Source organism: Actinophytocola glycyrrhizae (assembly GCF_042653545.1).
Lineage (GTDB): Bacteria > Actinomycetota > Actinomycetes > Mycobacteriales > Pseudonocardiaceae > Actinophytocola > Actinophytocola glycyrrhizae.
Genome location: NZ_JBHSIS010000022.1, coordinates 75,704 through 98,847 on the forward strand (window position 1 = coordinate 75,704; position 23,144 = coordinate 98,847).

20 protein-coding genes are annotated in these 23,144 nt (G+C 70.9%); 9 read left to right on the forward strand and 11 right to left on the reverse strand.

The window, feature by feature from the left end; translation table 11 throughout:
• Nucleotides 1-36: 36 nt before the first annotated feature.
• Nucleotides 37-636: a TetR/AcrR family transcriptional regulator gene (locus ACFPCV_RS31385; protein ID WP_378060190.1), complete on the reverse strand. Its 600-nt coding sequence runs from the start codon at nucleotides 634-636 to the stop codon at nucleotides 37-39.
• 46 nt (nucleotides 637-682) lie between these two features.
• Here ACFPCV_RS31385 and ACFPCV_RS31390 point away from each other — a divergent pair, with 46 nt between their 5' ends.
• The 8 genes from ACFPCV_RS31390 (at nucleotide 683) to mbp1 (ending at nucleotide 11,486) form a co-directional block, all read left to right on the forward strand.
• Complete coding sequence (locus tag ACFPCV_RS31390) at nucleotides 683-2,137, forward strand: flavin-containing monooxygenase (protein ID WP_378060191.1); 1,455 nt, start codon at nucleotides 683-685, stop codon at nucleotides 2,135-2,137.
• A 162-nt stretch (nucleotides 2,138-2,299) separates the two neighbouring features.
• A complete protein-coding gene (locus tag ACFPCV_RS31395; protein ID WP_378060193.1) occupies nucleotides 2,300-3,031 on the forward strand; it encodes a transglycosylase SLT domain-containing protein in 732 nt (243 codons plus the stop codon).
• A 369-nt stretch (nucleotides 3,032-3,400) separates the two neighbouring features.
• Nucleotides 3,401-4,621: an MFS transporter gene (locus tag ACFPCV_RS31400; RefSeq protein WP_378060195.1), complete on the forward strand. Its 1,221-nt coding sequence runs from the start codon at nucleotides 3,401-3,403 to the stop codon at nucleotides 4,619-4,621.
• Between the two features lie 372 nt (nucleotides 4,622-4,993).
• On the forward strand, nucleotides 4,994-6,280 hold the full coding sequence (locus ACFPCV_RS31405) for a GGDEF domain-containing protein (protein ID WP_378060197.1): 1,287 nt from the start codon (nucleotides 4,994-4,996) through the stop codon (nucleotides 6,278-6,280).
• A 196-nt stretch (nucleotides 6,281-6,476) separates the two neighbouring features.
• The gene (locus ACFPCV_RS31410) at nucleotides 6,477-8,594 is read left to right on the forward strand and encodes a phospholipase A2 (RefSeq protein ID WP_378060198.1); all 2,118 of its coding nucleotides are present in this window, start codon (nucleotides 6,477-6,479) and stop codon (nucleotides 8,592-8,594) included.
• Nucleotides 8,595-8,697: 103 nt separating this feature from the next.
• Nucleotides 8,698-10,491 carry an LCP family protein gene (locus tag ACFPCV_RS31415; protein WP_378060200.1) on the forward strand — a complete coding sequence of 598 codons (1,794 nt, stop codon included), beginning with the start codon at nucleotides 8,698-8,700 and terminating at the stop codon, nucleotides 10,489-10,491.
• Nucleotides 10,492-10,648: 157 nt separating this feature from the next.
• Nucleotides 10,649-11,140 (forward strand): helix-turn-helix domain-containing protein, encoded by a 492-nt coding sequence (locus ACFPCV_RS31420; RefSeq protein WP_378060201.1) that lies wholly within the window; start codon nucleotides 10,649-10,651, stop codon nucleotides 11,138-11,140.
• Between the two features lie 106 nt (nucleotides 11,141-11,246).
• Entirely contained in the window at nucleotides 11,247-11,486 is a 240-nt protein-coding gene (mbp1, locus tag ACFPCV_RS31425) for a microaggregate-binding protein 1 (RefSeq protein ID WP_378060202.1), read from the forward strand.
• A 55-nt stretch (nucleotides 11,487-11,541) separates the two neighbouring features.
• Here mbp1 and ACFPCV_RS31430 read toward each other — a convergent pair whose 3' ends face one another.
• The 5 genes from ACFPCV_RS31430 to ACFPCV_RS31450 form a co-directional block, all read right to left on the reverse strand.
• A complete protein-coding gene (locus ACFPCV_RS31430) occupies nucleotides 11,542-12,756 on the reverse strand; it encodes a cysteine desulfurase-like protein (protein WP_378060204.1) in 1,215 nt (404 codons plus the stop codon).
• A 376-nt stretch (nucleotides 12,757-13,132) separates the two neighbouring features.
• Complete coding sequence (locus ACFPCV_RS31435; protein WP_378060205.1) at nucleotides 13,133-13,708, reverse strand: TIGR03086 family metal-binding protein; 576 nt, start codon at nucleotides 13,706-13,708, stop codon at nucleotides 13,133-13,135.
• Nucleotides 13,705-14,658 carry a sigma-70 family RNA polymerase sigma factor gene (locus ACFPCV_RS31440; protein WP_378060206.1) on the reverse strand — a complete coding sequence of 318 codons (954 nt, stop codon included), beginning with the start codon at nucleotides 14,656-14,658 and terminating at the stop codon, nucleotides 13,705-13,707. The genes ACFPCV_RS31435 and ACFPCV_RS31440 overlap by 4 nt, the downstream gene beginning before the upstream one ends.
• A gap of 108 nt (nucleotides 14,659-14,766) precedes the next feature.
• Nucleotides 14,767-15,363 (reverse strand): dihydrofolate reductase family protein, encoded by a 597-nt coding sequence (locus tag ACFPCV_RS31445; RefSeq protein WP_378060208.1) that lies wholly within the window; start codon nucleotides 15,361-15,363, stop codon nucleotides 14,767-14,769.
• A gap of 104 nt (nucleotides 15,364-15,467) precedes the next feature.
• Complete coding sequence (locus ACFPCV_RS31450; protein WP_378060209.1) at nucleotides 15,468-16,583, reverse strand: ROK family protein; 1,116 nt, start codon at nucleotides 16,581-16,583, stop codon at nucleotides 15,468-15,470.
• 157 nt (nucleotides 16,584-16,740) lie between these two features.
• Between ACFPCV_RS31450 and ggh the strand changes: the two genes are divergently transcribed.
• Complete coding sequence (ggh, locus tag ACFPCV_RS31455) at nucleotides 16,741-18,093, forward strand: glucosylglycerate hydrolase (RefSeq protein WP_378060211.1); 1,353 nt, start codon at nucleotides 16,741-16,743, stop codon at nucleotides 18,091-18,093.
• A gap of 35 nt (nucleotides 18,094-18,128) precedes the next feature.
• Here the strand turns inward: ggh and ACFPCV_RS31460 are convergent, their stop codons facing one another.
• The 5 genes from ACFPCV_RS31460 to ispH are packed head-to-tail and all read right to left on the reverse strand — an operon-like array spanning nucleotide 18,129 to nucleotide 23,134.
• Complete coding sequence (locus ACFPCV_RS31460) at nucleotides 18,129-18,635, reverse strand: hypothetical protein (protein WP_378060212.1); 507 nt, start codon at nucleotides 18,633-18,635, stop codon at nucleotides 18,129-18,131.
• The gene (locus ACFPCV_RS31465; RefSeq protein ID WP_378060214.1) at nucleotides 18,632-19,384 is read right to left on the reverse strand and encodes a bestrophin-like domain; all 753 of its coding nucleotides are present in this window, start codon (nucleotides 19,382-19,384) and stop codon (nucleotides 18,632-18,634) included. The genes ACFPCV_RS31460 and ACFPCV_RS31465 overlap by 4 nt, the downstream gene beginning before the upstream one ends.
• A complete protein-coding gene (ispG, locus tag ACFPCV_RS31470; protein WP_378060215.1) occupies nucleotides 19,381-20,478 on the reverse strand; it encodes a flavodoxin-dependent (E)-4-hydroxy-3-methylbut-2-enyl-diphosphate synthase in 1,098 nt (365 codons plus the stop codon). Before ispG ends, ACFPCV_RS31465 begins: the two co-directional genes overlap by 4 nt.
• Nucleotides 20,478-22,202, reverse strand: coding sequence for a 1-deoxy-D-xylulose-5-phosphate synthase (locus tag ACFPCV_RS31475; RefSeq protein WP_378060216.1), 1,725 nt, complete (start codon nucleotides 22,200-22,202; stop codon nucleotides 20,478-20,480). Before ACFPCV_RS31475 ends, ispG begins: the two co-directional genes overlap by 1 nt.
• Nucleotides 22,199-23,134 (reverse strand): 4-hydroxy-3-methylbut-2-enyl diphosphate reductase, encoded by a 936-nt coding sequence (ispH, locus tag ACFPCV_RS31480; RefSeq protein WP_378060217.1) that lies wholly within the window; start codon nucleotides 23,132-23,134, stop codon nucleotides 22,199-22,201. Before ispH ends, ACFPCV_RS31475 begins: the two co-directional genes overlap by 4 nt.
• Nucleotides 23,135-23,144: the final 10 nt, after the last annotated feature.

Below are 23,144 nucleotides of genomic sequence, written 5' to 3' on the forward strand. Positions count from 1 at the left end.
CGCTGACCATAATCGATCGGCGGTGACCGTGCGTGGTTAATCCGGGCGGAGCCCGAACCAGACCAGCCGCATGACATGCTCCGCGGCTTCCGGTGCTGACACGTCACGGTGGACGTACCACGTGGCGAGACGTTCACACGCGCCGACGACGATCTCGGCGTACGCCTCCAGCTCGCTGTGCGGCACGTCCGGGAGGAACGAGGAGAACAACGTCACGTTGATCTCCGTCTGCTGCTGGCGCCCGGCCTCGATCTCGTCGACGGCCTGCTGGCCGGCGACCGTGGCCTCGGCCTGGATCAGCTTCCACGACCGCCGGTGCGAGTCGATGAACTCGAAGAACGCCCTGAGCCCGCACCGCAGCGCCTCCTCGGCCGACTCGACGCCCTCGACCGAGGAGATCGTCGCCGCGAGCAGCTCGGCGCGCGCCGCCCGGATACAGGCGACGAGCAGGCCCTCCTTGGACCCGAAGTACTCGTAGATCATCGGCTTGGAGACCCCGACGCGTTCGGCGATCTCGTCCATCGACGTGTCCCGGTACCCGCGCTCGGCGAAGATCTCCTCCGCGACGGTGAGCATCTGCCGCTCCCGCTCCGCGCGCGGCATCCGCTTCTTCCGCTGTTCCCTGACTGGCCCCACGGCGCTACTCTACCGGAAGTAACCTACTCCGAGTAAGGTAGGCGGCATGGAGTTCCACACCGTGGTGATCGGCACCGGCTTCTCCGGTCTCGGCATGGCCATCCAGCTCAAGAAGGACGGCCGCGAGGACTTCGTGGTCCTCGAGAAGGCCGCCGACGTCGGCGGCACGTGGCGCGACAACACCTATCCCGGCTGTGCGTGCGACATCCAGTCGCACATGTACTCGTTCTCCTTCGAACAGAACCCCCGCTGGTCGCGGTCGTTCTCACCGCAGCCGGAGATCTGGCAGTACCTGCGCGACGTCACCGACCGGTACGGCCTGCGCCGCCACATCCGGTTCGGCGTCGAGGTCACCGGCGCGCGCTGGGACGCCGACGAGCACCGCTGGCGCATCAGCACGAGCGACGGTGACCACACCGCGAGGTTCCTGGTCTCCGGCATCGGCGGCCTGCACATCCCGAACGTCCCCAAGCTGCCCGGCGTCGAGCGCTTCCGGGGCAGGGCGTTCCACTCCGCGCAGTGGGACCACGACTACGACCTCACCGGCAAGCGGGTCGCGGTCGTCGGCACGGGCGCGAGCGCGGTCCAGTTCGTCCCGCGCATCCAGCCCGACGTCGCGAAGCTGACCCTCTTCCAGCGCACCCCGCCGTGGATCATGCCCAAGCCCGACTACGCGATCCCCGGCTGGCTGAAGACCGTGTTCCGCAGGGTCCCCGGCGTCCAGCGGCTCTACCGCGACGCCATCTACTGGCTGCTGGAGGCCCGCGCGGTCGGCTTCAACGGCAAACCCGGCCTGATGAAGCTCGCGTCGCGGGTCGCGAAGGCGCACATGCACAAGGCGGTCAAGGACCCGGAGCTGCGCCGCAAGCTGACCCCCGACTACGTGATGGGCTGCAAGCGCGTGCTGATCGCCAACGACTACTACCCGGCGCTCACGCAGGACAACGTCGAGGTCAACACCGACGGCATCCGCGAGGTCACCGAACACGGGATCGTCGACGAGAACGGTGTCGAGCACGAGGTCGACGCGATCATCTACGGCACCGGCTTCCACGTCACCGACGCCTTCGACTACCTGGACATCACCGGCCTCGACGGCCGCGACCTGTCGAAGGACTGGCAGGACAACGGCATCCAGACCCACCTCGGCATCACCGTCGCCGGTTACCCGAACCTCTTCTTCCTGCTCGGCCCGAACACCGCGCTCGGCCACAACTCGGTCGTGTTCATGATCGAGTCGCAGATCAGGTACGTGTCGCAGGCGATGGCACTGGTCGAGCAGCACGGCGGGCAGGCGCTGGACACCAGGGAGAGCGCACAGGCGCGGTTCCAGTCCGACATGCAGCGCAAGCTGGTCAACGGCGTGTGGACCCAGGGCGGCTGCAAGAGCTGGTACCTCGACTCGCGCGGCGTGAACCGCACGATCTGGCCGGGCTTCACCTGGAAGTACTGGCTGCGCACCCGCAAACTCGAACCAGCGGACTTCGACGTCGTCGGCTAGCCGATCGGTCCGTGAAGCGGGCCTGGTGCTCTGGGTCGCATGGCGCCCCGGCCCACCTGCTACTCCAGGCGTGCACCTCGCCTGTGCCGGTGTGCACCGACGCTGGTGGCGGGGCCGGTGCGACCGCGACGCTTCCCTCACGACATGTGAGAGGAGACGCTCGTGGCCAAGTTGTCGCCCGCGCAGATCGCCGAGTACGCGCACGGGGCCGGGTTCCGCGGCGAGGATCTGACGGTGGCGGTCGCCGTGGCGCTCGCCGAGTCCGGTGGTGACACGAAGGCGCACAACCCGGTGCCGCCGGACGACTCGTACGGGTTGTGGCAGATCAACATGATCGGCGCGCTCGGCCCGGACCGGCGCGAGCGGTTCGACCTGGGCGGCAACCGCGAGCTGTTCGACCCGGAGGAGAACGCGAAGGCGGCGTGGGCGATCTCCGGGCGCGGGAACTCGTTCCAGCCGTGGACGGCGTACACGAGCGGCGCCTACGAGCGCCACCTCGACGACGCGCGCCGCGGCGTCCGCGCGCTGGAGAACAAGGACAAGGACGGGAAACCAGGGGCCGGCCGCGGCCGGGACGGCTTCCTCGTGGACCCCGACGCGCTGGCGGGCTACGCGCGCACCACCCGCGACATCGCCGACGACCTGCGTGGTCTGTCGGCGCGCCAGCTGAGGAACGTGCGCGGTCTCGCCGAGGACAGCTTCGGCGGAATAGGGAAGGAAACCGGTTTCGCCGCCGCACTCGACCACTTCGGCGCCGCGCTGCAGCGGCAGGTCAGGGGTGTGGGGGACAAAGCGGACACGCTCGCGGCCTCGGTGTCCAGGACGGCCCGTGACTACCGCGACGAGGAGCAGGACATCGAACAGGTACTCCTCGGTCTGCTTCGCGACCGGTAGAGCGCCGCGCGTGATCCGACATCCCGCGCCCGGTCGAGTGGCTTCGGGAAGAACCGATCCGCCGGAGGCAGCCCCTCTCACCTGCGTGTACCCGCGCCGGGGCACCCGGGTGGTAGAACTGGCATCTGGGAACATGGCCGGACCAAACCACCAGTGCGCCCACACGCCATCGCTACCGGTACTCTGAGCTACGTAGTGATGACCGGATGAGCATGATCGCGCGGACGGGACGCGCCTGATCAGGCAAGATGGTGTGTCGAGTACATGTGGGCTGACGGATGTGGCCGCGATCCCCGCTACCGGATCGGGATCTGTCAGCATCGACACGGGGGTTGACGTTTGAGCCAGCGAGAGCCCGCTTTTTCCGCTGTGTTGGCGGTCAAGGAGTTCCGCGCGCTCTGGTTCAGCGAAGCACAGTCCATCGGTGGCGACCAGCTCGCCAAGGTCGCACTCATGATCCTGGTGTACCGGGAGACCAACTCGGCGCTGCTGGCCGCGCTCATCTACGCGCTCACGTTTCTCTCCGCGCTCGTCGGCGGCCTCGGCCTGTCCCAGCTCGCGGACCGCTTTCCCCGGCGCGACCTGATCGTCACCTGCTCGGCCGCGCAGGCCGTCCTGGTCGGCCTGATGGCGATCCCCGGCACCCCGATCCCGGTGCTGTGCGCGCTGGTGCTCGGGGTCGGGCTGGTGCAGTCGCCCGCGCTGGCCGCGCAGAACGCGGTGACCAGGGAGATGTTCACCGACGACGCGCTCTACCTGCGTAGCCAGGACCTCCGCGGCATCACCACCAACACCCTGATGTTGCTCGGGCTGGCGGGCGGCGGCGTGCTGGTCGTGGGGATCGGCCCTTCGTGGGCACTCGCCCTCGACGCGTTGACCTTCGTCGTGAGCACGCTCGTCGTGTGGCGGTGGGTCCACAACCGGCCGGTCGCGGGGGCGAAGCAGGACGGCTGGTTCGGCGGCGCGCGGTGGGCGTTCTCGGAACGCAAGGCCCGGGTGCTGATCACGCTGTCCTGGCTGGTCGGTCTGGTGGTCATCCCGGAGGGGCTCGCGGCGCCCCTCGCGCACGCGACAGGCGCGGGCGACGCGGGCGTCGGCCTGTTGCTCGCCGCCGATCCGTTCGGCTTCGTGCTGGGCGCCTTCGTGTTGTCCCGCTTCGTGGGAGCAGAGACGCGGGTCCGGATCGTCGGCGTGCTGGCGACCGGAGCGGGCGCGGTGCTGATCCTGTTCGCGCTGCAGCCAAACCTCGGCTTCGCCCTGGCGTTGCTCGCGCTCGCCGGAGCACTGGGCGCGTACCTGATCACCGTCACCGCCACGTTCAACACGCTGACGCCGAACGAGATCCGCGGCGGTGCGTTCGGCCTCTACCGAACCGGGTTGCGGGTGTCGCAGGGAGTTGGCGTTGCGTTGGGCGGAGCGGTGGCCCAGTGGACCGGCTCCGCCACCAACACAGTCGCTCTCGCGGGCGTGCTCGCCGTCGCGATCGCCATCCCCGCGTCCGTCGCTTGGGCGCGACTACAGCGGGTAGATCGTCGTACTCCCCAATCCGAGCGAACGCACGGTTACCCGAGTGAAGCGCCGAGCACATAGCGCTCGCCGCCGCATCGGTTTTATATGTTGTGAACAACAGGGAACTCAGGCGTCACGGTCACGGTCCGACATGTATGTCACCTCCCCGCAGGTTAAGGCCGGGCTATAGTACTTCAGCCGTCTCGCCCCCGACAGGTCACAGAAGCGAGATAGTAGTGGGTATGTGTTCGTCACGACCGGGCGGTGCCACGGTCATGCCTGCAGTCAGGCTCGCTTATGCCCGACGGTGATGAGGTGCGTCGACCGATGCCGTTCGACACTCGTGACCAATCACGGGAGCCACCTCCTGACGAGACCGTCGTCTCGAACCGCGCGCAGCGGTCGCAGCGTCGGCGACGCTCCGAGCACGTCACCCATTCGCTACCCCATAGTGTGAACGATCAGCGCGAAGAACGGCAGGGGTACCTCGGAATTATCGTCCATCCGCGGCGATGGGCTGTTTGGAAGCAGCCATGGCGAATGACCGGGTACGCCATCGGATGGGAGCTCGTCGCCGCCGGAGCGATCATCGTCGCGGTGGTGGGCTCCCCGGCACCGCACGGCCTCGACTGGTTCCGGTTCGCATCGCTGGCGATCTGCGCGACGGTCCACATCCAGCTGTCCCGCCGCCAGGAGGAGCGACGGCGAAGCCGGCAGTCCACCGTGCACATCGACCTCACCGCGATCTGGGTCTTCCCCGCGGTGCTGGTGTTGCCGGTCCAGCTGGCGCTGCTGGTGATCCTCATCGTGCGTGTGCAGCGCTGGTTCACCGCCCGCCGACCGCTCAACCGGTTCATCTTCTCCACCGCGAGCCTGTCCTGCGCCGCCCTGCTCACGCACATCACGATCGAGGCGTTCGGTGACCTGTCGATGGTCGAGCTGACCGGGGCGAACTCGCTGCGGCAGTTCCTGGTGCTGGCGTTGGGCGGGCTCGTCTACCTCGGCACGCAGGTTGGGATCATCGGCGGCTTCTTCGCGCTGGGCAACCAGTCGCCTACCGCGCGTACGGTGCTGGGCAGCAGGGAGGACAACGAGCTCGAAGCCGTCACCGTCGCGCTGGGCATGGTGACCGCGATCCTGCTGGCCAACTTTCCCGCCGCCCTGGTGATCATGATCGTGGTCAGCGTGGTCGGCAACCGGATCGCGGAGGTCCGGCAGTTGCAGGTGGACGTACGAACGGATCCCAAGACAGGGTTGCTCAACATGCGAGGCTGGCGCGAGGTGGCGGAGCGCGAGATGAACCGCGCGAGCCGCGACGACGTGCCGTGTGCACTGTTGATGGTGGACCTCGACCACTTCAAGTCGATCAACGACACGTGGGGGCACCCGGCCGGTGACGACGTGCTGGAGTACGTCTCCCACGCGCTGCGCAGCGCGACGCGGCCGAGCGACGTGATCGGCCGGTTCGGCGGCGAGGAGTTCGTGCTGCTGCTGCCGGACGCGGACGTGGAGGAGGCGGCGACCGCCGCCGAGCGGATCCGGCAGACGATTTCGGAACTGCACGTGCCGACCACCGACAAACGCGGCGGGCCGGTGGCCATCTCGAATCGGACCACCTCGATCGGTGTGGCGGTCTACCCCGTTCACGCGGCCACGCTCGACTCGTTGCTGCAGGGCGCGGACGCGGCCGTATACGAAGCGAAAGAAGGCGGGAGAAACCAGGTCCGCCTGGCGGCCTAAGCACACCGATCACGTTTCCGCAACTCGCATGTTTCGTTCTCGTGCAGATTTCCGAAATGAGGTTTGGAACGCGAAAACTGATTCTCGATCACCCTGTGGAGCCATATGGTGCCCCTGTGTAGTACCGGGGTAGGGGGTAAAAGATCAGGGTCAATCCGGATGGGCGAGGTGATCTCGGCTAGTAGCCTTCGGGTCCATGGGGAAACCAGGAGGGTTGCCCCGGTTCAGCGCACTGGTGGCGATCGTGCTGGCGGCGGCCGGCTTCGCGGTGATCGCCTCCCGGCCGGACCCGCCGCGGTACAAGCCGCCGACAGGGGACGTCGCCAAGGCGGAGCGGGTGATCGAGGACCAGCTCGACCCGGAGTCGGGCCGGGACCCGATCGCCGCGCTGCCTGCGGACTTCCAGGAGGTCAGCGGGCGCGAACCGGTGCACATGACGGCGCCGGACGGCACGACGCGTGCCGTCCACCCCGACGGGGGGTGCTCGTCGCCGTGGGGGGCGACGACGTGGGACTACAGCGTGGGCTGCAAGGCGCACGACCTCGGCTACGACCTCCTGCGCTACGCGGAGGCCAAGGGGCAGCCGCTCTCGCCCGGACTGCGGGAGCGGCTCGACGACCGCCTCTCCGCCGACATGCACGCGCAGTGCCGCCACAACCCGCGCGGCTCGCCGGAGGCCTGCGAGGTCGTCGCCTCGATCTACACCGTCGGCCTGGTCGTCAACTCCTGGCACCAGCGCTGGGGCCCGCCGCGCAACGAGCCGGTCGGCGTGTGGTCGATCGCGATGATCGTGATCATGCTACTGATCGCGGTGCGTGCGCCGGCCATCGCACGCAAGGGCGCGCCGAGGGGCAGGCCCACCGCGCACCGGCCGGTGCTGAATGAGACCGAGCAGGCTCAGGCGCACAGCATGAGCCTCCTGCGCATCGTCAGCCTGACGGGCATCGTCCTCGGTGAGTCGCTGCTGGCGTTCACCATGCGCGACGACTCCGAACCGGCCTGGACCTGGCCGTTGACGTGGCTGCTGCAGCTCGTGCCGCTGTTCTTCCTCGCGGGCGGCCACTCGAACCTGCTCGCGTGGCGGGCCATGGAGGGGCACTACGTCACCTACGTCGCGAGCCGGGTCGGCTGGCTGATCCGGCCGGTACTCGCGTTCGTGATCGCCTGGCTGGTGATCCCGCTGTCGCTGGAGCTGCTGCGGGTGCCGGAGAGCGCGACCGCCGCGTTCGGCCGCCTCGTCGTCCAGCCGCTGTGGCTGCTCGGCCTGTACCTGCTCGTCGTCGCCGTCACGCCGCTCATGCACCGGCTGCACCGGCGGTTCCCGCTGCTCACGCCGCTGGCCCTGCTGTCAGGGGTCGCCGGGCTCGGCTTCGTCGGCGGCTCGGTCGCCGCACACGCCGGTGGCGTGCTGGTCGCGCTGCTGTTCGCCCAGCTGGCCTTCCACTACGCCGACGGGACGCTGTGGCGGATCCCGCGGGCGGTGCTGCTGGCGGTCGCCGGGGCGGCGTTCACCGGGCTCGTCCTGCTCACCGTGTTCGGCGCGCAGCCCAAGCTCCAGCTCGCCGAGCCCAGCGGGTACGCGGCCTTCGCGCCGTCGGTCGCCGGCGTGCTGCTCATCGGCATCGTGCAGACCGCGCTGGTGGCGTTGCCCCGCGAACGCGGCCTGCGGGCCCTCTCGACCAGCGCACCCGCCAGGGCGGCCGCGGTGGTGCGGGCGGCGCCCATGACCGTGTACCTGGTGTACCTGTGCGCGATGCTCGTGCTCGAAGGCCTGATCGGGGTGGCGAGCAGGGCGGCGGGCGTCGGCTGGCTCACCCAGCCGCGCATGATCTTCGCGGTCGGGCTGATCGCGATGCCGACCCTGCTCGCCTTCCTGTGGTTCGAGCGCCGCCCGCCCGCGCCAGCCGAGCCGGCGACCGGTCCGCCGCCACGCCGGGGCTGGCAGTGCACGCTCGCGGCGATCCTCGGGGTCGCGTACGGCGCGCTCGGCGTCGTCGGCTTCGCGGTCGCCGGGTTGTCGGGGTGGAGCGCGACGGCCGACGTGCTCGGCCTGCCCGTCGACCCGATGGCGAACCTGATCCACCTGCTCCTGGGCTGGTACCTGGTGCACTGTGTCCACCTGCACACCAGCCTGCGGCCCGGCCCGTGGCTCGTGACGGCCATCGCGTGTGTGCCGCCGATGCTGACGACCGTGAGCGGGCCCGGCACCGTGGTACACAGCGTGACGATGATCGGTGCCCTGGCCGTAGCCGTGGCGTGCATGCCCGCGCTCACCCGCACCGCTGCGCCGAGACCGGTCCCCGCGGGACGCTGAGACGACACGAAATCGCCGCTCGGTGCGATCACCGTGCGCAAGGTATGCCACCCTACGGGACAACCTCGCGGTACCGGGGTACGTCTTAGTCCAGGGAGAGCGGGTGTCGCGGGAGCAGGAGGGGGCCGGGGTGAACAACCGGAGGTCGGAGGGACCGGTGCCTGGACGTGGCGGGCAGCAGCCGACGCCACGTGCCGGCAGGCGCACGCCTCCGCCCGCGAACTCGGGCCGGGTCGTCGGCGGCCGCACCGGTGGCGACCGGGACCGGCGCGAGCCCCCGACCGAACGCGTCCCCGCCCGCGCCCGCCGCGACGACGAGCGAGCCCGGCCCGCGTCCCGCACCTCGGACGCACGCTGGCAGCCGAGACCGGAGCCCGCGCCGCGCCCCCGGCCCCGCAAGAGGTCCCGCCCCGCGCTGACCGGCGCCAAGACCGCCGTCGCGTTCCTGTCGGTGCTGATCCTGGTCGGCACCGGCTACTACTCGAACCGGCTCGACCAGTTCACCGACGGCCTGACCACCAGGGACGTCATCGACACCCCCGCCCTCGAGAAGCCCGCCGACGGCGCGATCGACATCCTGATGGTCGGCATGGACAGCCGCACCGACGCGCAGGGCAACCCGCTGTCGGACGAGCAGCTCGCGATGCTGAGCGCGGGTGTCGCCGACGGCGAGCAGAACACCGACACCCTGATCATGATCCGGATCCCCAACGACGGCGGTCCCGCGATCGGCGTGTCCATGCCGCGCGACTCCTACGTCGACATCCCGGGCTACGGCCAACACAAGATCAACTCCGCCTACGCGCGGGCCAAGAACGACGCCATGGCCCGGCTGAAGGAGGAGGGGATGACCGACGAGGCCCAGCTGCAGGTGGAGTCCAACCAGGAGGGCGCGAAGAAGCTCATCGAGACCGTCCAGGAGCTGACCGGCGCGGGCATCGACCACTACGCCGAGGTCAACCTGCTCGGCTTCTACGACATCACCAACGCCATCGGCGGCATCGACGTGTGTCTCAACGAGGCCGTCGACGACGAGTACTCCGGCGCCCGCTTCCCGGCGGGCCCGCAGACGCTCGCCGGTGTGCAGGCGCTCGCGTTCGTCCGGCAGCGCCACGGCCTGCCCAACGGCGACCTGGACCGCATCCGGCGCCAGCAGGTGTTCATGTCCGGAATGGCGAAGAAGGTGTTCTCCGGGGACATGCTGACGCCGGGGTCGGAAACGCTGGACAAGCTGCAGGCGGCGATCCAGAAGTCGGTCGTGCTGGACAAGAACTGGGACATCATGCAGTTCGCCCAGCAGATGGTGGGCATCACCGGCGGCAACATCGCGTTCGAGACCATCCCGCACGGCTCGATCGACCTGAGGACCGAAAGCGACGGCTCCGCGGTCGAGGTCGACCCAGACGAGGTCAGGGCGTACGTCAGCGGCTTGGTCGGCGAGCAGGGCGACCAGGCCGGCGGCGCCGAGGGCGGCGACGACAGCTCGGTCGACAACTCGAAGACGACCGTCAACGTGCGTAACGCGACGGACCGAAGTGGTCTCGCCGGTTCCGTGGCGGACGAGCTGGCCGCCGACGGCTTCACCAAGGGCGAGGTCGGCAACGCCGACAACCGGGATTCCACTGTGGTTCGCCACGCCACCGGCGAGCAGGAGGCCGGTGACCGCGTGGCGACCGCGCTGGGCGGAAACGTGCAGGTGGAGGTGGACGCCAACCTGCCGGCGGGCAGCGTGACCGTCCTCCTGGGAGCCGACTACGACGGGCCGGGCGCGTCCGGTTCGGACAGTGCGGCAGGGGAGGGCGACGGTCTGTCCGGCAAGCGGCTGGTGGACCTGTCCGGCGGTGGCCCGGCACGTGCCCAGCCGACGCCGCCCGCCAACACCGATTGCGTCAACTGAACCAGTCGAGATGGACTGAACGGCGCTGGCGGTTCACCCACTTGGGTTACTTACAAAAGCAAATACCGGAAATCCGCGTAATCAGTCGCGGGTTGGTCGCTTCCTCATATGTCGGCAGGCCGGTCGGGGCCGGGGTGCCACTGAGAGAGGGGCGATCGTGCAGCTGGACACAGCGACCTACCAGCGGATACTCGGCGACGAGCTGCGCCGTCTGCGCAAGCAGCGCGGGTGGACGCGGAGAGATCTGAACCGGCGGCTGCAGAGCGACATCTCCCTCCAGACCCTCGCCACCTACGAACTCGGCACAAGACAGTGTTCCGTCGTGCGGCTCGTGGAGATCTGCCTCGCGCTCGACGAGGTGCCCCACGAGCTGATGGCCCGCGTGCACCAGCGGGTGTTCAGCGACTCCCCGGTCGGCCGCATCCGGGTGGACCTGCGCAAGGTCGCACAGGACACGCAGCCGGAACTGCTGCCGCTGCGCCGGTGGGCGAAGGGCAGGCTCGCCGAGCTCAACGGCACACACGGGCCCGTGGACGTGAGCCTGGACATCTCCGCGCTGGAACGCATGGCGGAGCTGTGCGGGGTCGAGACGGTGGAGCTGATCGGCAGGCTCCGTGCCATCGCGGGCGCCGCCGAACCAGTGGAGTGAGCTCACCCCGGCTCGGCCGCCGGTGCGAAACGGATCCAGGTTTTGTGGTCACCCACAGGGGTAACCGGGTTGCGTACCGGAAACTCCAGTCGGGAGGAGCGAAGCCATGCCGGACAGGAGTGGCCCGTCCGAGGGCGCCAAGGGCGTCGTCGAGGACATCAAGGGCAGGTTCAAGGAAGCGGCCGGCGCCATCACGGGGGATGACTCCAAGGTCCGCGAAGGTCAGGCCCAGCAGGACAAGGCCGGGGCGCAACGCGAAGTGGCGGACAAAGAGGCAGCCGCGGAACGAGCAAGGGCCGAAGCGGACGTGCATGAGGTGCGGGAAAGGTCCAACCAGGACAAGTAGCGCACCATGCCCGCGGCGCCGGTGACGACACGTCCCGGCGCTGCGGATTGTCCTGTCACCGGCGCAGTGCCGCCACCCCGTCCAGCAGCCGGTCCACATCGGACTTGTTCGTGTACGGGGCGATACCGGCGCGGACGGCGCCCTCCTGTTCGATACCAAGGACTTTCGCGCACTCGTAGGCGTAGAACGTGCCTGCCGGTGCGTTCACGCCGCGTTCGGCCAGCGCGCGGTACACCTCGGCAGGGGCGACGCCAGCCACCGTGAACAGTGTGGTCGGGGTGCGGTGCCGGGCCGGGTCGCCGAGGCGTTCGACGCCGGTCAGCTCCGCGAGGCCGCTGTCCAGTTGGGACAGCAGGACCTGCTCGTGGTGCTCGAGTGCCTCCAGTGACACGGCGAGGCGGTCGCGGCGGGAGCCCGGTGCGGGGACGAGACCGGCCAGGAAGTCGATCGCGGCCGTGGTGCCCGCCAGCGCCTCGTAGGGCAGTGTGCCGAACTCGAAGCGTTCGGGGACCATGTCGCTCGACGGCAGGAGCTTGTCCGGGCGCAGTTCCTCCAGCAGCGCGGGCGCCGCCGCCAGCATGCCGAGGTGCGGGCCGAGGAACTTGTACGGCGAGCACGCGTAGAAGTCCGCGCCCAGCGCCGCCACGTCGACGAACGCGTGCGGGGTGTAGTGCACGCCGTCGACGTACACCAGCGCGCCCGCGTCGTGTGCGGTCGCGGCGATCGTCGGCACGTCGGGGCGGCTGCCGAGCAGGTTGGACGCGGCCGTCACCGCCACCAGCCTGGTGCGCGCGGACAGGACCCGCGCCACGTCGTCGGTGGTCAGGACGCCGGTGGCCGGGTCGAACTCCGCCCAGCGCACCGTCGCGCCCGCCGCCGTCGCGGCCTGGACCCACGGGCGGACGTTCGCGTCGTGGTCGAGCCGGGTCACCACCACCTCGTCGCCGGGACCCCACGTCTTCGCGAGCGTCCGGGCGAAGTCGTAGGTCAGCTGGGTCATGCTGCGGCCGAACACGATGCCCGCCGGGTCGCCGCCGACGAGGTCGGCACCGGCGGCGCGGGCGGCGTCGACGATCGCGGTGGCCCTGCGCTCGGCGGCGGTCACCGTGCCCTTGTTCGCGACCGCGGACCGCAGCACGTCCGCGACCGCGTCGGCCACCTGAACCGGTGTCTGCGAGCCGCCCGGCCCGTCGAAGTGGGCGGCCCCCGGCGCGTCAGCGGAGCCGAGCGCGGGAAAGTGTGCCCGCACCGCGGTCACGTCGTAGGACATGCAGGACCTCCGGCCAGCCGTAGTGGTACCCACCTACATTAGGCAGCACCAGCAACCAAACAGACAGCACAAACAAACCACCGAACCCCGCGAGTCCCCGATTCAGAACCCGCGAGTCCCGCGTTCAGGACCGGTGAGTCCCCCGTTCGCGACCGCTGAGTTGGCCGTTCGGGACCAAGTTGGCGATTCGGGTCGCGTCTTGAACCGGGAACCTCACCGGTCTTGAACCGGGGACTCACCGGTCCTGAACCGGGGACTCGCGGGTTCCGAACGGGGGACTCGCGGGTCCTGAACCGGGGACTCGCGGGTTCCGAACGGGGGACTCGCGGGTTCTGAATCGGGGACTCGCGGGTTGGGGTGCTGGGGTGGCGTCGGTTTAGTGGTGGGGCCACTGAGGTTGTCTGCCGAGGAACGCGATCAGACGGTCGCCTGGCGCTGCCCACGAAGGTGGCACGACGGGTGCTGCGAAGCGTTCCGGCCGGTCGGCGGTCGCCACCAGCGCCGGTGCGACGGCCAGCATGTCGGACGCCAGGCCGGCCGGGATGGTCCTGGCCGCGCCGCACGCCACCGCCACGTCCCAGCCGTGCACCGCGACCTCCAGCGCGCCGGTCGTGGTGACGATCGCGGTCCTCAGCGACAGGTCCCCGAGCGCGACCTCCCTGCGTGGCGAGGGCGGTGCCCACACCCCGGCCAGCCGCGTCGCCCGGTCCCGCAGCACGGCGACCGGGTCGGCCACCGGGTAGTCGTCGACGTCGGGGAACACCTGGCCGAGCGTGGCGGCCTCGTGCAGTGCGAGCAGCGAGTCGTTGAGGTGGTCGAGCAGAGCGCGCAGGTCCCAGCCCGCGCACGGTGTCGGTCGGCCGAGGTCGCCGGACACCGTGTCGAGGCTGCCGAGCGCGTAGTCGACCGCACGCGCCAGCAGGCCCGCCCCGTCGAGCCGGGAGGCGGTCACAGTGTTTCCGGCAGGCCGAACGTGTCGAACAACCGGTGGTCGAAGAACGACACCACGTGCGAGTACCGCCCGTCCCGCACGGTGAACGTCTGCAGCGTGAACGGCCGGAACACCCCGTCGTCCGCCCGCAGGTACATGCCGAGCGCGGGCTCGCCGTTCGCCTCGGTGGTGACGAACCGGAAATCGCCCGGCCCGCCGGGGCACTGGCCGCTCAGGTGCCGCGCCACCTGCTCGGGGCCCTGGAACCAGGTCGTGAACGGCGGCATCTCCCACACCGCGTCCTCGGCGAGCAGCGCCACGATCTCCTCGACGTTCTTGCGTTCGAACGCGGCGACGTACCGCGCGAGCAGCCGTCGCTTGTCCTCGGTGGCGGGCTCGACCACGTCCTCCGGTGTCGGCGCGACCTCGTCGAGCTGCGCGCGGGCACGCTGCAACGCGGAGTTCACGGCGGCGGTCGTGGTGTCGAGCAGGTCGGCGACCTCCGCGGCACGCCACGCGAGGACGTCACGCAGGATCAGCACGGCCCGCTGCCTGGCAGGCAGGTGCTGCAACGCGGCGACGAACGCCAGGCGCATGCTCTCCCGCGACGTCACGATGGTCGCCGGGTCCTCATCGTCGCTCGGCATCGGTTCGAGCCACGGCACCTCGTCGCGCTTCTCGAGCGGCCTGCCGCCGGTGTCGCTCGGGCCGCCGAGGCCGGTGGGCAGCGGGCGGCGGCCACGGCTCTCCAGCGCGGTCAGGCACTGTGTGGTGGCGATCCGGTACAGCCAGGTCCGCAGGCTGGAGCGGCCCTCGAACTTCTCGTAGCCACGCCACGCGCGCAGCATGGTCTCCTGCACCAGGTCCTCGGCGTCGTGCACCGAGCCGAGCATCCGGTAGCAGTGCGCGAGCAGCTCCCTGCGGTACGGGTCGGCCTGGCTCAGGAAGTCCGGTTCGGTGTCGACGGTCATGCCCGGGTCCTCTCTCCTCACCGGTACCGACCGGAGCGGCCGGGGAAACTCATCGGTCCGCCGAAGGAGTTTTCCACGCACCGCCGGAGCGGGCCGGGTTGCCCGCCGTCAGCGCTTCACCCGGTAACGCAGGTGCGTCGCCTCCGGTGTCGCGACGGCGCTGATCCGTTCGAGCCGGATCCCCGCCGGGAGCGTCTCGAACAGCCGGGTGCCACCGCCGATCAGCACCGGGACGATGTGCACGTAGATCTCGTCGACCAGCCCGAGCGGCAGTCCCTGCTGCATGACGGTCGCACCGTGCAGGCCGACATTCCTGCCATCCGCGGCGGCCTTGGCCTGCTCGATGGCGCTCTTCACACCGTCGGTGACGAACCGGTACACGTCCGGGTGAGACTCGGTGGGCGCGTCGTGGGTGACCACGAAGACCGGGAAGTCGGGGCCGAGCGGGCCGCCGTCACCCCAGCCGCCGTCGCCCTCGTTCTTGTCGAACGACCTGCGGCCCATCACGACCGCCCCCGTGTTGGCCATCGCTTCCCGCAGGATGGCCCGGTCGTCGTCGGTCGGGTCCTTGAACAGCCAGTCGTGCAGCATGTCCGCGCCGTCGCCGAACGGGTTCTGGCGGCTGTCGTTCGGGCCGGTCACGTACCCGTCGAGCGACATGGACATGTCACAGGTCACGAGCGTCATCGTTGTTCTCTCTTCCATGCGGCGAGGCTGGCTCGGTGTCTCGCTGACGCGTCGGACGGGATGACCGCCTTTCGACACACCCTTCCGAGATTTCTGGAGGCCGACCGGAACGACCCGGCGAGCTACGACCGCGCCGCCAGACGGTCGATGGCCTCCGGCGCGAAGACCGCCTCCGCCGCCAGTCCCGCCATCCCCACCAGCGGCGCCTGCTCGCCGAGCACGGCAGGGCCGACGTCCATGCCGTTGGCCGCGACCTCGTGCGCCTGCTGCGTCAACGTCTCCGCGAGCCCCGTCCGGAACGGCGCCAGCGCGCCGATCTCGCCGCCGACCCGGACCACGTGCGGGTTGAGGATCGTCACGACCGTCGCCAGCACGGTGCCGACCAGACGCCCCGCGTCCGTGGCGAGGGCGACCGCGTGCGGGTCGCCGGACTCGACGCGGCGGATCACGTCCGGCAGGGACCGGACCCCGTCGCCACGCAGCTGCCGGATGAGTGCCTTGCCGCTGGCCAGCGCGGCGACGCAGCCGCGGCGGCCGCAGGTGCAGCGTTCGTCGCGGTCCTCGATGCGGATGTGCCCGATCTCGCCCGCGCAGCCGGTCGCGCCGCGGTGGGGCCGCCCGCCGATCACAACGCCGGCGCCGATGCCCGTGCCGACGGCGACGCCGAGCACGGTCGTCTGGCGGCTGCCCGCCGCGAGGTACTCGCCGTACGCGAGCGCGTTCGCGTCGTTCTCCAGCAGCACCTCGACCCCGAGACCGTCGGCGAGCCCGCCGCGCAGCGGCTCGTCCCGCCAGGCGGCCATGGTCGGCGGCGTGATCGAGACGCCGGTCCGCTGGTCGATCTGGCCGGGCACTGCGAGACCGACGGCGGCCAGGTCGGCGCCGCGGCCGGTCTCGTGCAGCTGCTCACGGGCGGTGTCCACGAGCCACGGCACCACGTCGGCGGGGGTGTGCCCGAGCGGCAGCCGTTCCGTGTGCCCGGTCAGCACCGTGCCTGCCAGGTCGGCGACGCCGACCGTGGCGTGGCTCGCGCCGAGCCACGCCACGACCGCGACCCGGCTGGTCCGGTCCGCCGTCAGCAGTGCGGCCCTGCGTCCACCGCTGGACGCGTCGTGGCCCGCGGTACGGACCATGCGCAGCCGTGTGAGCGTGTCCAGCCGTTCGACCAGCGTCGCCCGGGACAGCCCGAGCAGGGCCTGGAGCTGCTGCCGGGTGAGCGGACCGGACTCGCGTAACACGGCGACAACATTCCCTGGCGATGCCGCGCCGCTGAGGGGGATTGCCCGGTTGACGTCGCCCATGGCTCCAGCCTACGTTGATAACGTGTTACTTCTGTCTAATTTTTAGACACAAGTCTGCACGCCTCCGGAATCCACACTCCTGCTGGGAGGTCAGGTGAGACCCAACCTCGGGTCCGTGCAGTTGGCCGCGAGTGCCGCATGGACCCTCTCCGGCAACGACATCGGCACGATGATCACCGCGGCGCCCCGGCTCTACCCGCACATGTGGAGCTGGGACACCGCGTTCATCTCGATCGGCCTCGCCCACCTCAACGTGGCGCGCGCGGCCCGCGAGCTGGAGACGCTCCTGGGCGCCCAGTGGCGCGACGGCATGATCCCCCACATCGTGTTCTCCGAGGGCACGGGGTACTTCCCCGGCCCGGAACGCTGGGGTGCCGCGGAGCTCAACACCGACGCGCCCGACTCCCCGCGCACGTCCGGCATCTGCCAGCCCCCGGTGCACGCGATCGCGTTGCGGCGCATCGTGGACATCGCCCGCTCGCAGGGGGAGCGGGACGTGGCGTTCCGGCTGCTGAGGACGGCGTGGCCCAAGCTGTACCGCTGGCACGAGTGGCTGGTCCGCCACCGCGACCCGCTCGGCACCGGCATGCTCGCGATCGTGCACGGCTGGGAGTCCGGCATGGACAACTCGCCGCGCTGGGACATCCCGTACTCGGCGGTCGTTCCCGGTCCGGACCTGCCTGCCTACGTGCGGCTGGACCGGGGGCTCGTCGCCGAGGACGCGGAACGGCCGAGCGACGCGGAGTACGACCGGTACCTGTGGCTGATCGAGGAGATGCGCAAGGTCCGCTACGACGCGGACGCCGTGGTGCGCACGTCGAGCTTCCTCGTCGGCGACGTGTTCGTGACCGCGTTGTTCGCGCTGGCCTGCGAGGTGCTCGCGGACCTCGGCGAGGAGAGCGGGCAGCCGCCGTGGCGGGTCCGGCAGCTGCGTGGCTGGGCCCGCCGGTCCCGCGCGGCCGTGGCAGCGGCCCACGACCCGCTGACCGGCCTGGCCCGGGACCGCGACCTGCGTGGGGACCGCTGGCTGTCGACCAGGACGATCGCCGGGTTCGCGCCACTGCTGTGCGGTGGTCTGCCCGCCGACACCGAGAAGGCGATGCTGGCCACGCTGACCGGCCCGGAGTGGGCGGGCCACCCTGCGCTGTTCGCGCGGATCCCGCCGTCGGTGTCGCCGGAGGACACCGGGTTCCGGCCACGCGAGTACTGGCGCGGTCCGGTGTGGCCGGTGATCGCGTGGCTGTTCGGGTGGGCGTTCGAGCAACGCGGCTGGCAGGCGGAGGCGGCGCACCTGCGGTCGGAGTGCCTGCGGCTCGCGGCGGACGGCTCGTTCGCCGAGTACTACCACCCCCTCACCGGTGAGCCGCTCGGCTCGCGGCAGCAGTCGTGGACGGCCACGGTCGTGCTCGACTGGCTGCACACGGCCGGTCCGCCGCCCCGCGACTGACGGTCGCGCTCCACTCCGCGACCTGCCGAAAGTGGCTACCGGTGGCGGGCCGCTCTGGCCGCCGCCGCGCCCGCACCGATCACGATCAACAGCATGGTCAGGCCCCAGCGGCGCTTCTCCTCCGTCGTCTTTCCGCCGGACGGCACGGGTGCCGCTGCCGGTTTGTCCTGGACGTACAGGGGTTTCCGCGACGTCGTCGCCGGCGGGGGAACCTGGGGCGGTGGTGGCGGCGGTGGCGCGGCCGCCATCGTCGTGGTGGTGGGAACCGGGACGGTCGTCCTAGGTGGGGGAGGTGGCGGCACGGCGGTCGGGGCCGGTCGCGCGGTCGCGGTGCCCGTGATCACCGGTGGTGGCGGGGCGGTCGCGGTGACGGTCGCCGTGATCGTCGGCGGTGGTGGGGCGGTGACCGTGGTGGTGGCCGTGACCGTCGGCGGTGGTGCCGGTGGGTGCCATGGCGGCGGGGGTGGCGGACGGCCCGGTAACAGGCACACGGACACGGTGACCAGCAGCGACACGTGCACCCCCAGCAGGCACCTGTTCATCTCAACCGGTCCAGTGCGGTCTCGAACGCGGCCGGGCTCACCTGCGCGCCGCCGCCGTACGGGTTCTGCAGCTGCTGCGTCGCGAACAGCAGCAACGCCATGGTGCCTGCGAGGATCGACACGATGAGGATGTGCGTCGCCGGTTTGGGGCCACCGAAGAGAACCGGCAGTGCCACGGCCATGATCGCACCGGCCACCAGCGCGAACCACACCACCGAGTTCACGCCGCCGCCCGCGTTGTTGAGCCGTTCCTGCCGCTGCTGGTAGACCGTCCACAGCTGGTCGCTGGCCTCGGACTTGCGGTCGATCGTCCATTCGTCGGTCGTCGGTGCGGCCGCCACCTCGGCCCGCAGCCGCTCCAGCACCGCCCAGCCGTCGCCGTCGATCTCCGCACCCGTGCTCATCTTCGGCCACTCGCGGTCGATCACCTCCCGCGCGTACGTCCGCGCCTGCGCGGCCACCCCCTCGCTGTCCGGCAGCTCCTGCGCGGCCCACACCGCCGCGACGAGGCTGTCCGCCTCCCGGTAGGAACCGTCCTCCGCGGCGGAGGTGGCGTCGAACAGGGAGATCAGCACGAACGCCAGCATCACCGCCTGCAACCCGCCGACCAGCGTGAACACCTGGCCCGCTGCCTCGTTGTTGTCGACGACGCCCTGTGTCTCACCGACCCGCCGCACCACGTAGGCGAACGCACCCGCGACCAGCGCGACCCCCACGACCCATAACAGCCCGATGACATAGATGTTCATGTCCAGTCCCGTTTCATCGCCTCGTCGAGCAGCGCTTCGACGATCTGGTTCTCCGGCACCGTCCGGACCACCTGACCGCGTACGAAGATCTGCCCCTTGCCGTTCCCCGACGACACCCCGAGGTCCGCCTCCCGTGCCTCACCGGGCCCGTTCACGACGCACCCCATCACCGCCACCCGCAGCGGTGTCCCGAACCCGTCGAACGCGGCGCTCACCTGCTCCGCGAGCCGGTACACGTCCACCTGCGCCCGCCCGCACGACGGGCACGAGACGATCTCCAGCCGCCTCGGCCGAAGACCCAGTGATTCCAGAATGGACAGTCCGACCTTCACCTCCTCCACCGGTGGTGCGGAGAGCGAGACGCGGATCGTGTCCCCGATGCCGTCGGCGAGCAGGACCCCGAACGCAACCGCCGACTTGATCGTGCCCTGGAACTGGGGGCCCGCCTCGGTGACGCCGAGGTGCAGCGGGTACTCGCAGCGCGCGGCGAGTAGCCGGTACGCGGCGATCATCACCACCGGGTCGTGGTGTTTCACCGACAGCTTCAGGTCGGTGAACCCGTGCTCCTCGAACAGCGAGCACTCCCACAGCGCGGACTCCACCAGCGCCTCGGGGGTCGCCTTGCCGTACCTGGACAGCAGCCGCGCGTCGAGCGAGCCCGCGTTGACCCCGATGCGGATCGGCACGCCCGCATCGCCTGCCGCGCGGGCGATCCCGGCGACCTGGTCGTCGAACTTCCTGATGTTGCCGGGGTTCACGCGCACGGCAGCGCAGCCGGCTTCGATCGCGGCGAACACGTACCTCGGCTGGAAGTGGATGTCGGCGACCACCGGGATCGGCGACTTCCCCGTGATGGCGGCGAGTGCGTCCGCGTCGTCCTGCGAGGGCACCGCGACCCGCACGATCTGGCAGCCGGCCGCGGTCAGCTCCGCGATCTGCCGGAGCGTCGCGTCGACGTTCGCGGTCACCGTGGTCGTCATGGACTGCACGGAAACCGGCGCGTCGCCACCGACCGGCACCGAGCCGACCCGCACCTGCCGGGACCGCCGCCGCCTGGTGCCGACCGCCGGCACACCGAGGTCCACCGCTGTCATCACGCCACCGCCTTCATCCGTGCGAGTCGTTTGAGGACGGTCGCGGCGATGCCGTTCGCGTCCAGGCCGTGCGCACGCAGGAGCTCGGCGCGGGACGCGTGCGGCAGGAACCTGTTCGGCAGCGCGAACGTCACGACCCGGTTGCGTTCCCCGGTCGCGGCGAGTGCCTGCGCGAGGCGGGCGCCGAGCGCACCGGTGGCCGTGGTGTCCTCGACCGCGAGCACCAGCGGATACCCGGCGGCGAGCCGCAGCAGCCCGGGATGCAGTGGCATCGTCCACTGTGGATCGACGACGGTGACCGGCACGTCGTGGCCGGCCAGCTCGTCGGCCGCCGCGAGGCACGCGCCCGCCAGCGGGCCGACCGCGACCAGCAGCACGGGCGCCCCTTGCTCCTCCCGCAGCACGTCGTAGCCGTCAGCCCTGCGCACTGCGGGGATGTCCGGCCCCGCCGACGCCTTCGGGTACCGCAGGACGGTCGGCGCGTCCGGAACCGACACCGCGGCACGCAGCAGCTCCCGCAGGGTCGCCGGGTCCCGGGGCGCCGCCATGCGCAGGCCCGGCACGACCGGCAGCACCGACGCGTCCCACATGCCGTGGTGGCTCGCGCCGTCCGGCCCGGTCACCCCGGCCCGGTCGAGCACGAACGTGACGCCGAGCCGGTGCAGTGCCACGTCCATCAGCACCTGGTCGAACGCGCGGGACAGGAACGTGGCGTAGATGGCGACCACCGGGTGCAGCCCGCCCATCGCGAGCCCGGCGGCCGAGGTGACCGCGTGCTGCTCCGCGATGCCGACGTCGAAGGTCCGTGCCGGGAACCGCGCGGCGAACTTGCCGAGCCCCGTGGGCAGCGCCATCGCCGCGGTCAGGCACACCACGTCCGGCCGGTCCTCGCCGATCGCCGCGATGCTGTCGGCGAACACCGACGTCCAGGACCGCCCACCCGCCGAAGCCGCCGCGCTCACCGCGTGCATGCGGTCGGCCTCGTCCGCTTCGGCGGGTGGGTGTCCCTTCCCCTTCTCGGTGCGGCAGTGCACGACCACCGGCCGCCCCAGCGCGGCCGCGGCCCGGAACGCCTCCTCCAGCGCGACGACGTCGTGCCCGTCGACCGGGCCGAGGTAGGCCAGACCCAGTGCGGTGAACAGGTTCGCGTTGCTCCGGCCCGCCCGCAGCGCGGCGAGGTGTTCCGCGATGCCGCCGACGGTCGGCGCGTAGGAGCGGCCGTTGTCGTTGAGCACCACGACGACCGGCCGCGCGGGCGCCCCGCCGAGGTTGTTGAGCGCCTCCCACGCCATGCCGCCGGTGAGCGCGCCGTCGCCGACGACCGCGACCACGCGCCGGTCGAAGGTGCCCTGGATGGCGAACGACTTCGCCAGACCGTCCGCATAGGACAGTGCGGTGGAGGCGTGCGAGTTCTCGATGACGTCGTGCGGGGACTCGGTGCGGGACGGGTAGCCGGAGATCCCGCCTGCCTGCCGCAGGTCGTCGAACCCGCGGCCGGTCAGCAGCTTGTGGACGTAGGCCTGGTGGCCGGTGTCGAACAGGATCGCGTCGGCGGGCGAGCGGAACACGCGGTGCAGCGCGATGGTCAGCTCGACCGCGCCGAGGTTGGGCCCGAGGTGCCCGCCGGTCCGGCCGACCTTGTCGACGAGCACCGCACGCAGCTCGGCGGCCAGCTCCGGCAGGGCGGCCGACGGCATCCCGCGAAGGGTGGCGAGGTCGGTCATGACGGGCGCACCGAGGGCGGGAGTGTGAACCGGATGTCCTCGGTCGCCGTCCGGTGCTCCAGCACGTGGACCGGGCCGAGGGCGGCGACCACCTCGTCGACCAGCTCCGGTGGTGCCGAGGCGCCCGCGGTGACGCCGACCGTGGTGACGCCGTCGAGCCACTCCGGTCTGATGTCGCCGGCGTCGTCGATGAGGTGCGCCGGTGTGCCGCCGCGGCGGGCGAGCTCGACCAGCCGCACGGAGTTCGACGAGTTCGCCGAGCCGATCACCAGCACGAGGTCGGCCTGCTCGGCCACGGCGGACAGTGCGTGCTGGCGGTTGGTGGTCGCGTAGCAGATGTCGTCGGACGCCGGGCCCTTGAGGAACGGGAAGCGGGACCGCAGCACGCCGAGGATCTCCTCGGTCTCGTCGACCGCGAGGGTGGTCTGCGTCAGGTAGGAGACCCGTTCCGGGTCGGGCACGGTGACCGTCCACGCCTGCTCGACGTCCTCGACGAGGACGGTGTCGTCGGGTGCCTCGCCGAGCGTGCCCTCGACCTCCTCGTGGCCCGCGTGCCCGACGAGCAGCACGGTGTCACCGCGGGCGGCGAACCGGCGCGCCTCGGCGTGGACCTTGGTGACCAGCGGGCACGTGGCGTCGATGACGCGCAGGTGCGTCCGCGCGGCCTCGCCGCGCACGGCCGGGGAGACGCCGTGCGCGGAGAACACGACGGTCGCACCGGGCGGCACCTGTGTCAGCTCGTCGACGAACACCGCGCCCCGCCGCTCGAGGTCGGCCACCACGTGCGCGTTGTGGACGATCTGCTTGCGCACGTACACGGGCCGCCCGCGCTGCGCGAGCGCGTGCTCGACGATCTCGATGGCCCGCTCCACACCCGCGCAGAACGACCGCGGCGCGGCAAGCAGAACCGTACGAGCACCCGACTCGGCCATAAAATCTCCT

What these genes read in the sequence shown, in the direction of transcription:
- ACFPCV_RS31445 (WP_378060208.1), bottom strand. Translation starts at nt 15,363, where the DNA reads ATGGAAGAGAGAACAACGATGACGCTCGTGACCTGTGACATGTCCATG.
- ACFPCV_RS31465 (WP_378060214.1), bottom strand. Translation starts at nt 19,384, where the DNA reads ATGAACATCTATGTCATCGGGCTGTTATGGGTCGTGGGGGTCGCGCTG.
- ACFPCV_RS31460 (WP_378060212.1), bottom strand. Translation starts at nt 18,635, where the DNA reads ATGAACAGGTGCCTGCTGGGGGTGCACGTGTCGCTGCTGGTCACCGTG.
- ACFPCV_RS31440 (WP_378060206.1), bottom strand. Translation starts at nt 14,658, where the DNA reads ATGACCGTCGACACCGAACCGGACTTCCTGAGCCAGGCCGACCCGTAC.
- ispH (WP_378060217.1), bottom strand. Translation starts at nt 23,134, where the DNA reads ATGGCCGAGTCGGGTGCTCGTACGGTTCTGCTTGCCGCGCCGCGGTCG.
- ACFPCV_RS31390 (WP_378060191.1), top strand. Translation starts at nt 683, where the DNA reads ATGGAGTTCCACACCGTGGTGATCGGCACCGGCTTCTCCGGTCTCGGC.
- ACFPCV_RS31430 (WP_378060204.1), bottom strand. Translation starts at nt 12,756, where the DNA reads ATGTCCTACGACGTGACCGCGGTGCGGGCACACTTTCCCGCGCTCGGC.
- ispG (WP_378060215.1), bottom strand. Translation starts at nt 20,478, where the DNA reads ATGACAGCGGTGGACCTCGGTGTGCCGGCGGTCGGCACCAGGCGGCGG.
- ACFPCV_RS31475 (WP_378060216.1), bottom strand. Translation starts at nt 22,202, where the DNA reads ATGACCGACCTCGCCACCCTTCGCGGGATGCCGTCGGCCGCCCTGCCG.
- mbp1 (WP_378060202.1), top strand. Translation starts at nt 11,247, where the DNA reads ATGCCGGACAGGAGTGGCCCGTCCGAGGGCGCCAAGGGCGTCGTCGAG.
- ACFPCV_RS31410 (WP_378060198.1), top strand. Translation starts at nt 6,477, where the DNA reads ATGGGGAAACCAGGAGGGTTGCCCCGGTTCAGCGCACTGGTGGCGATC.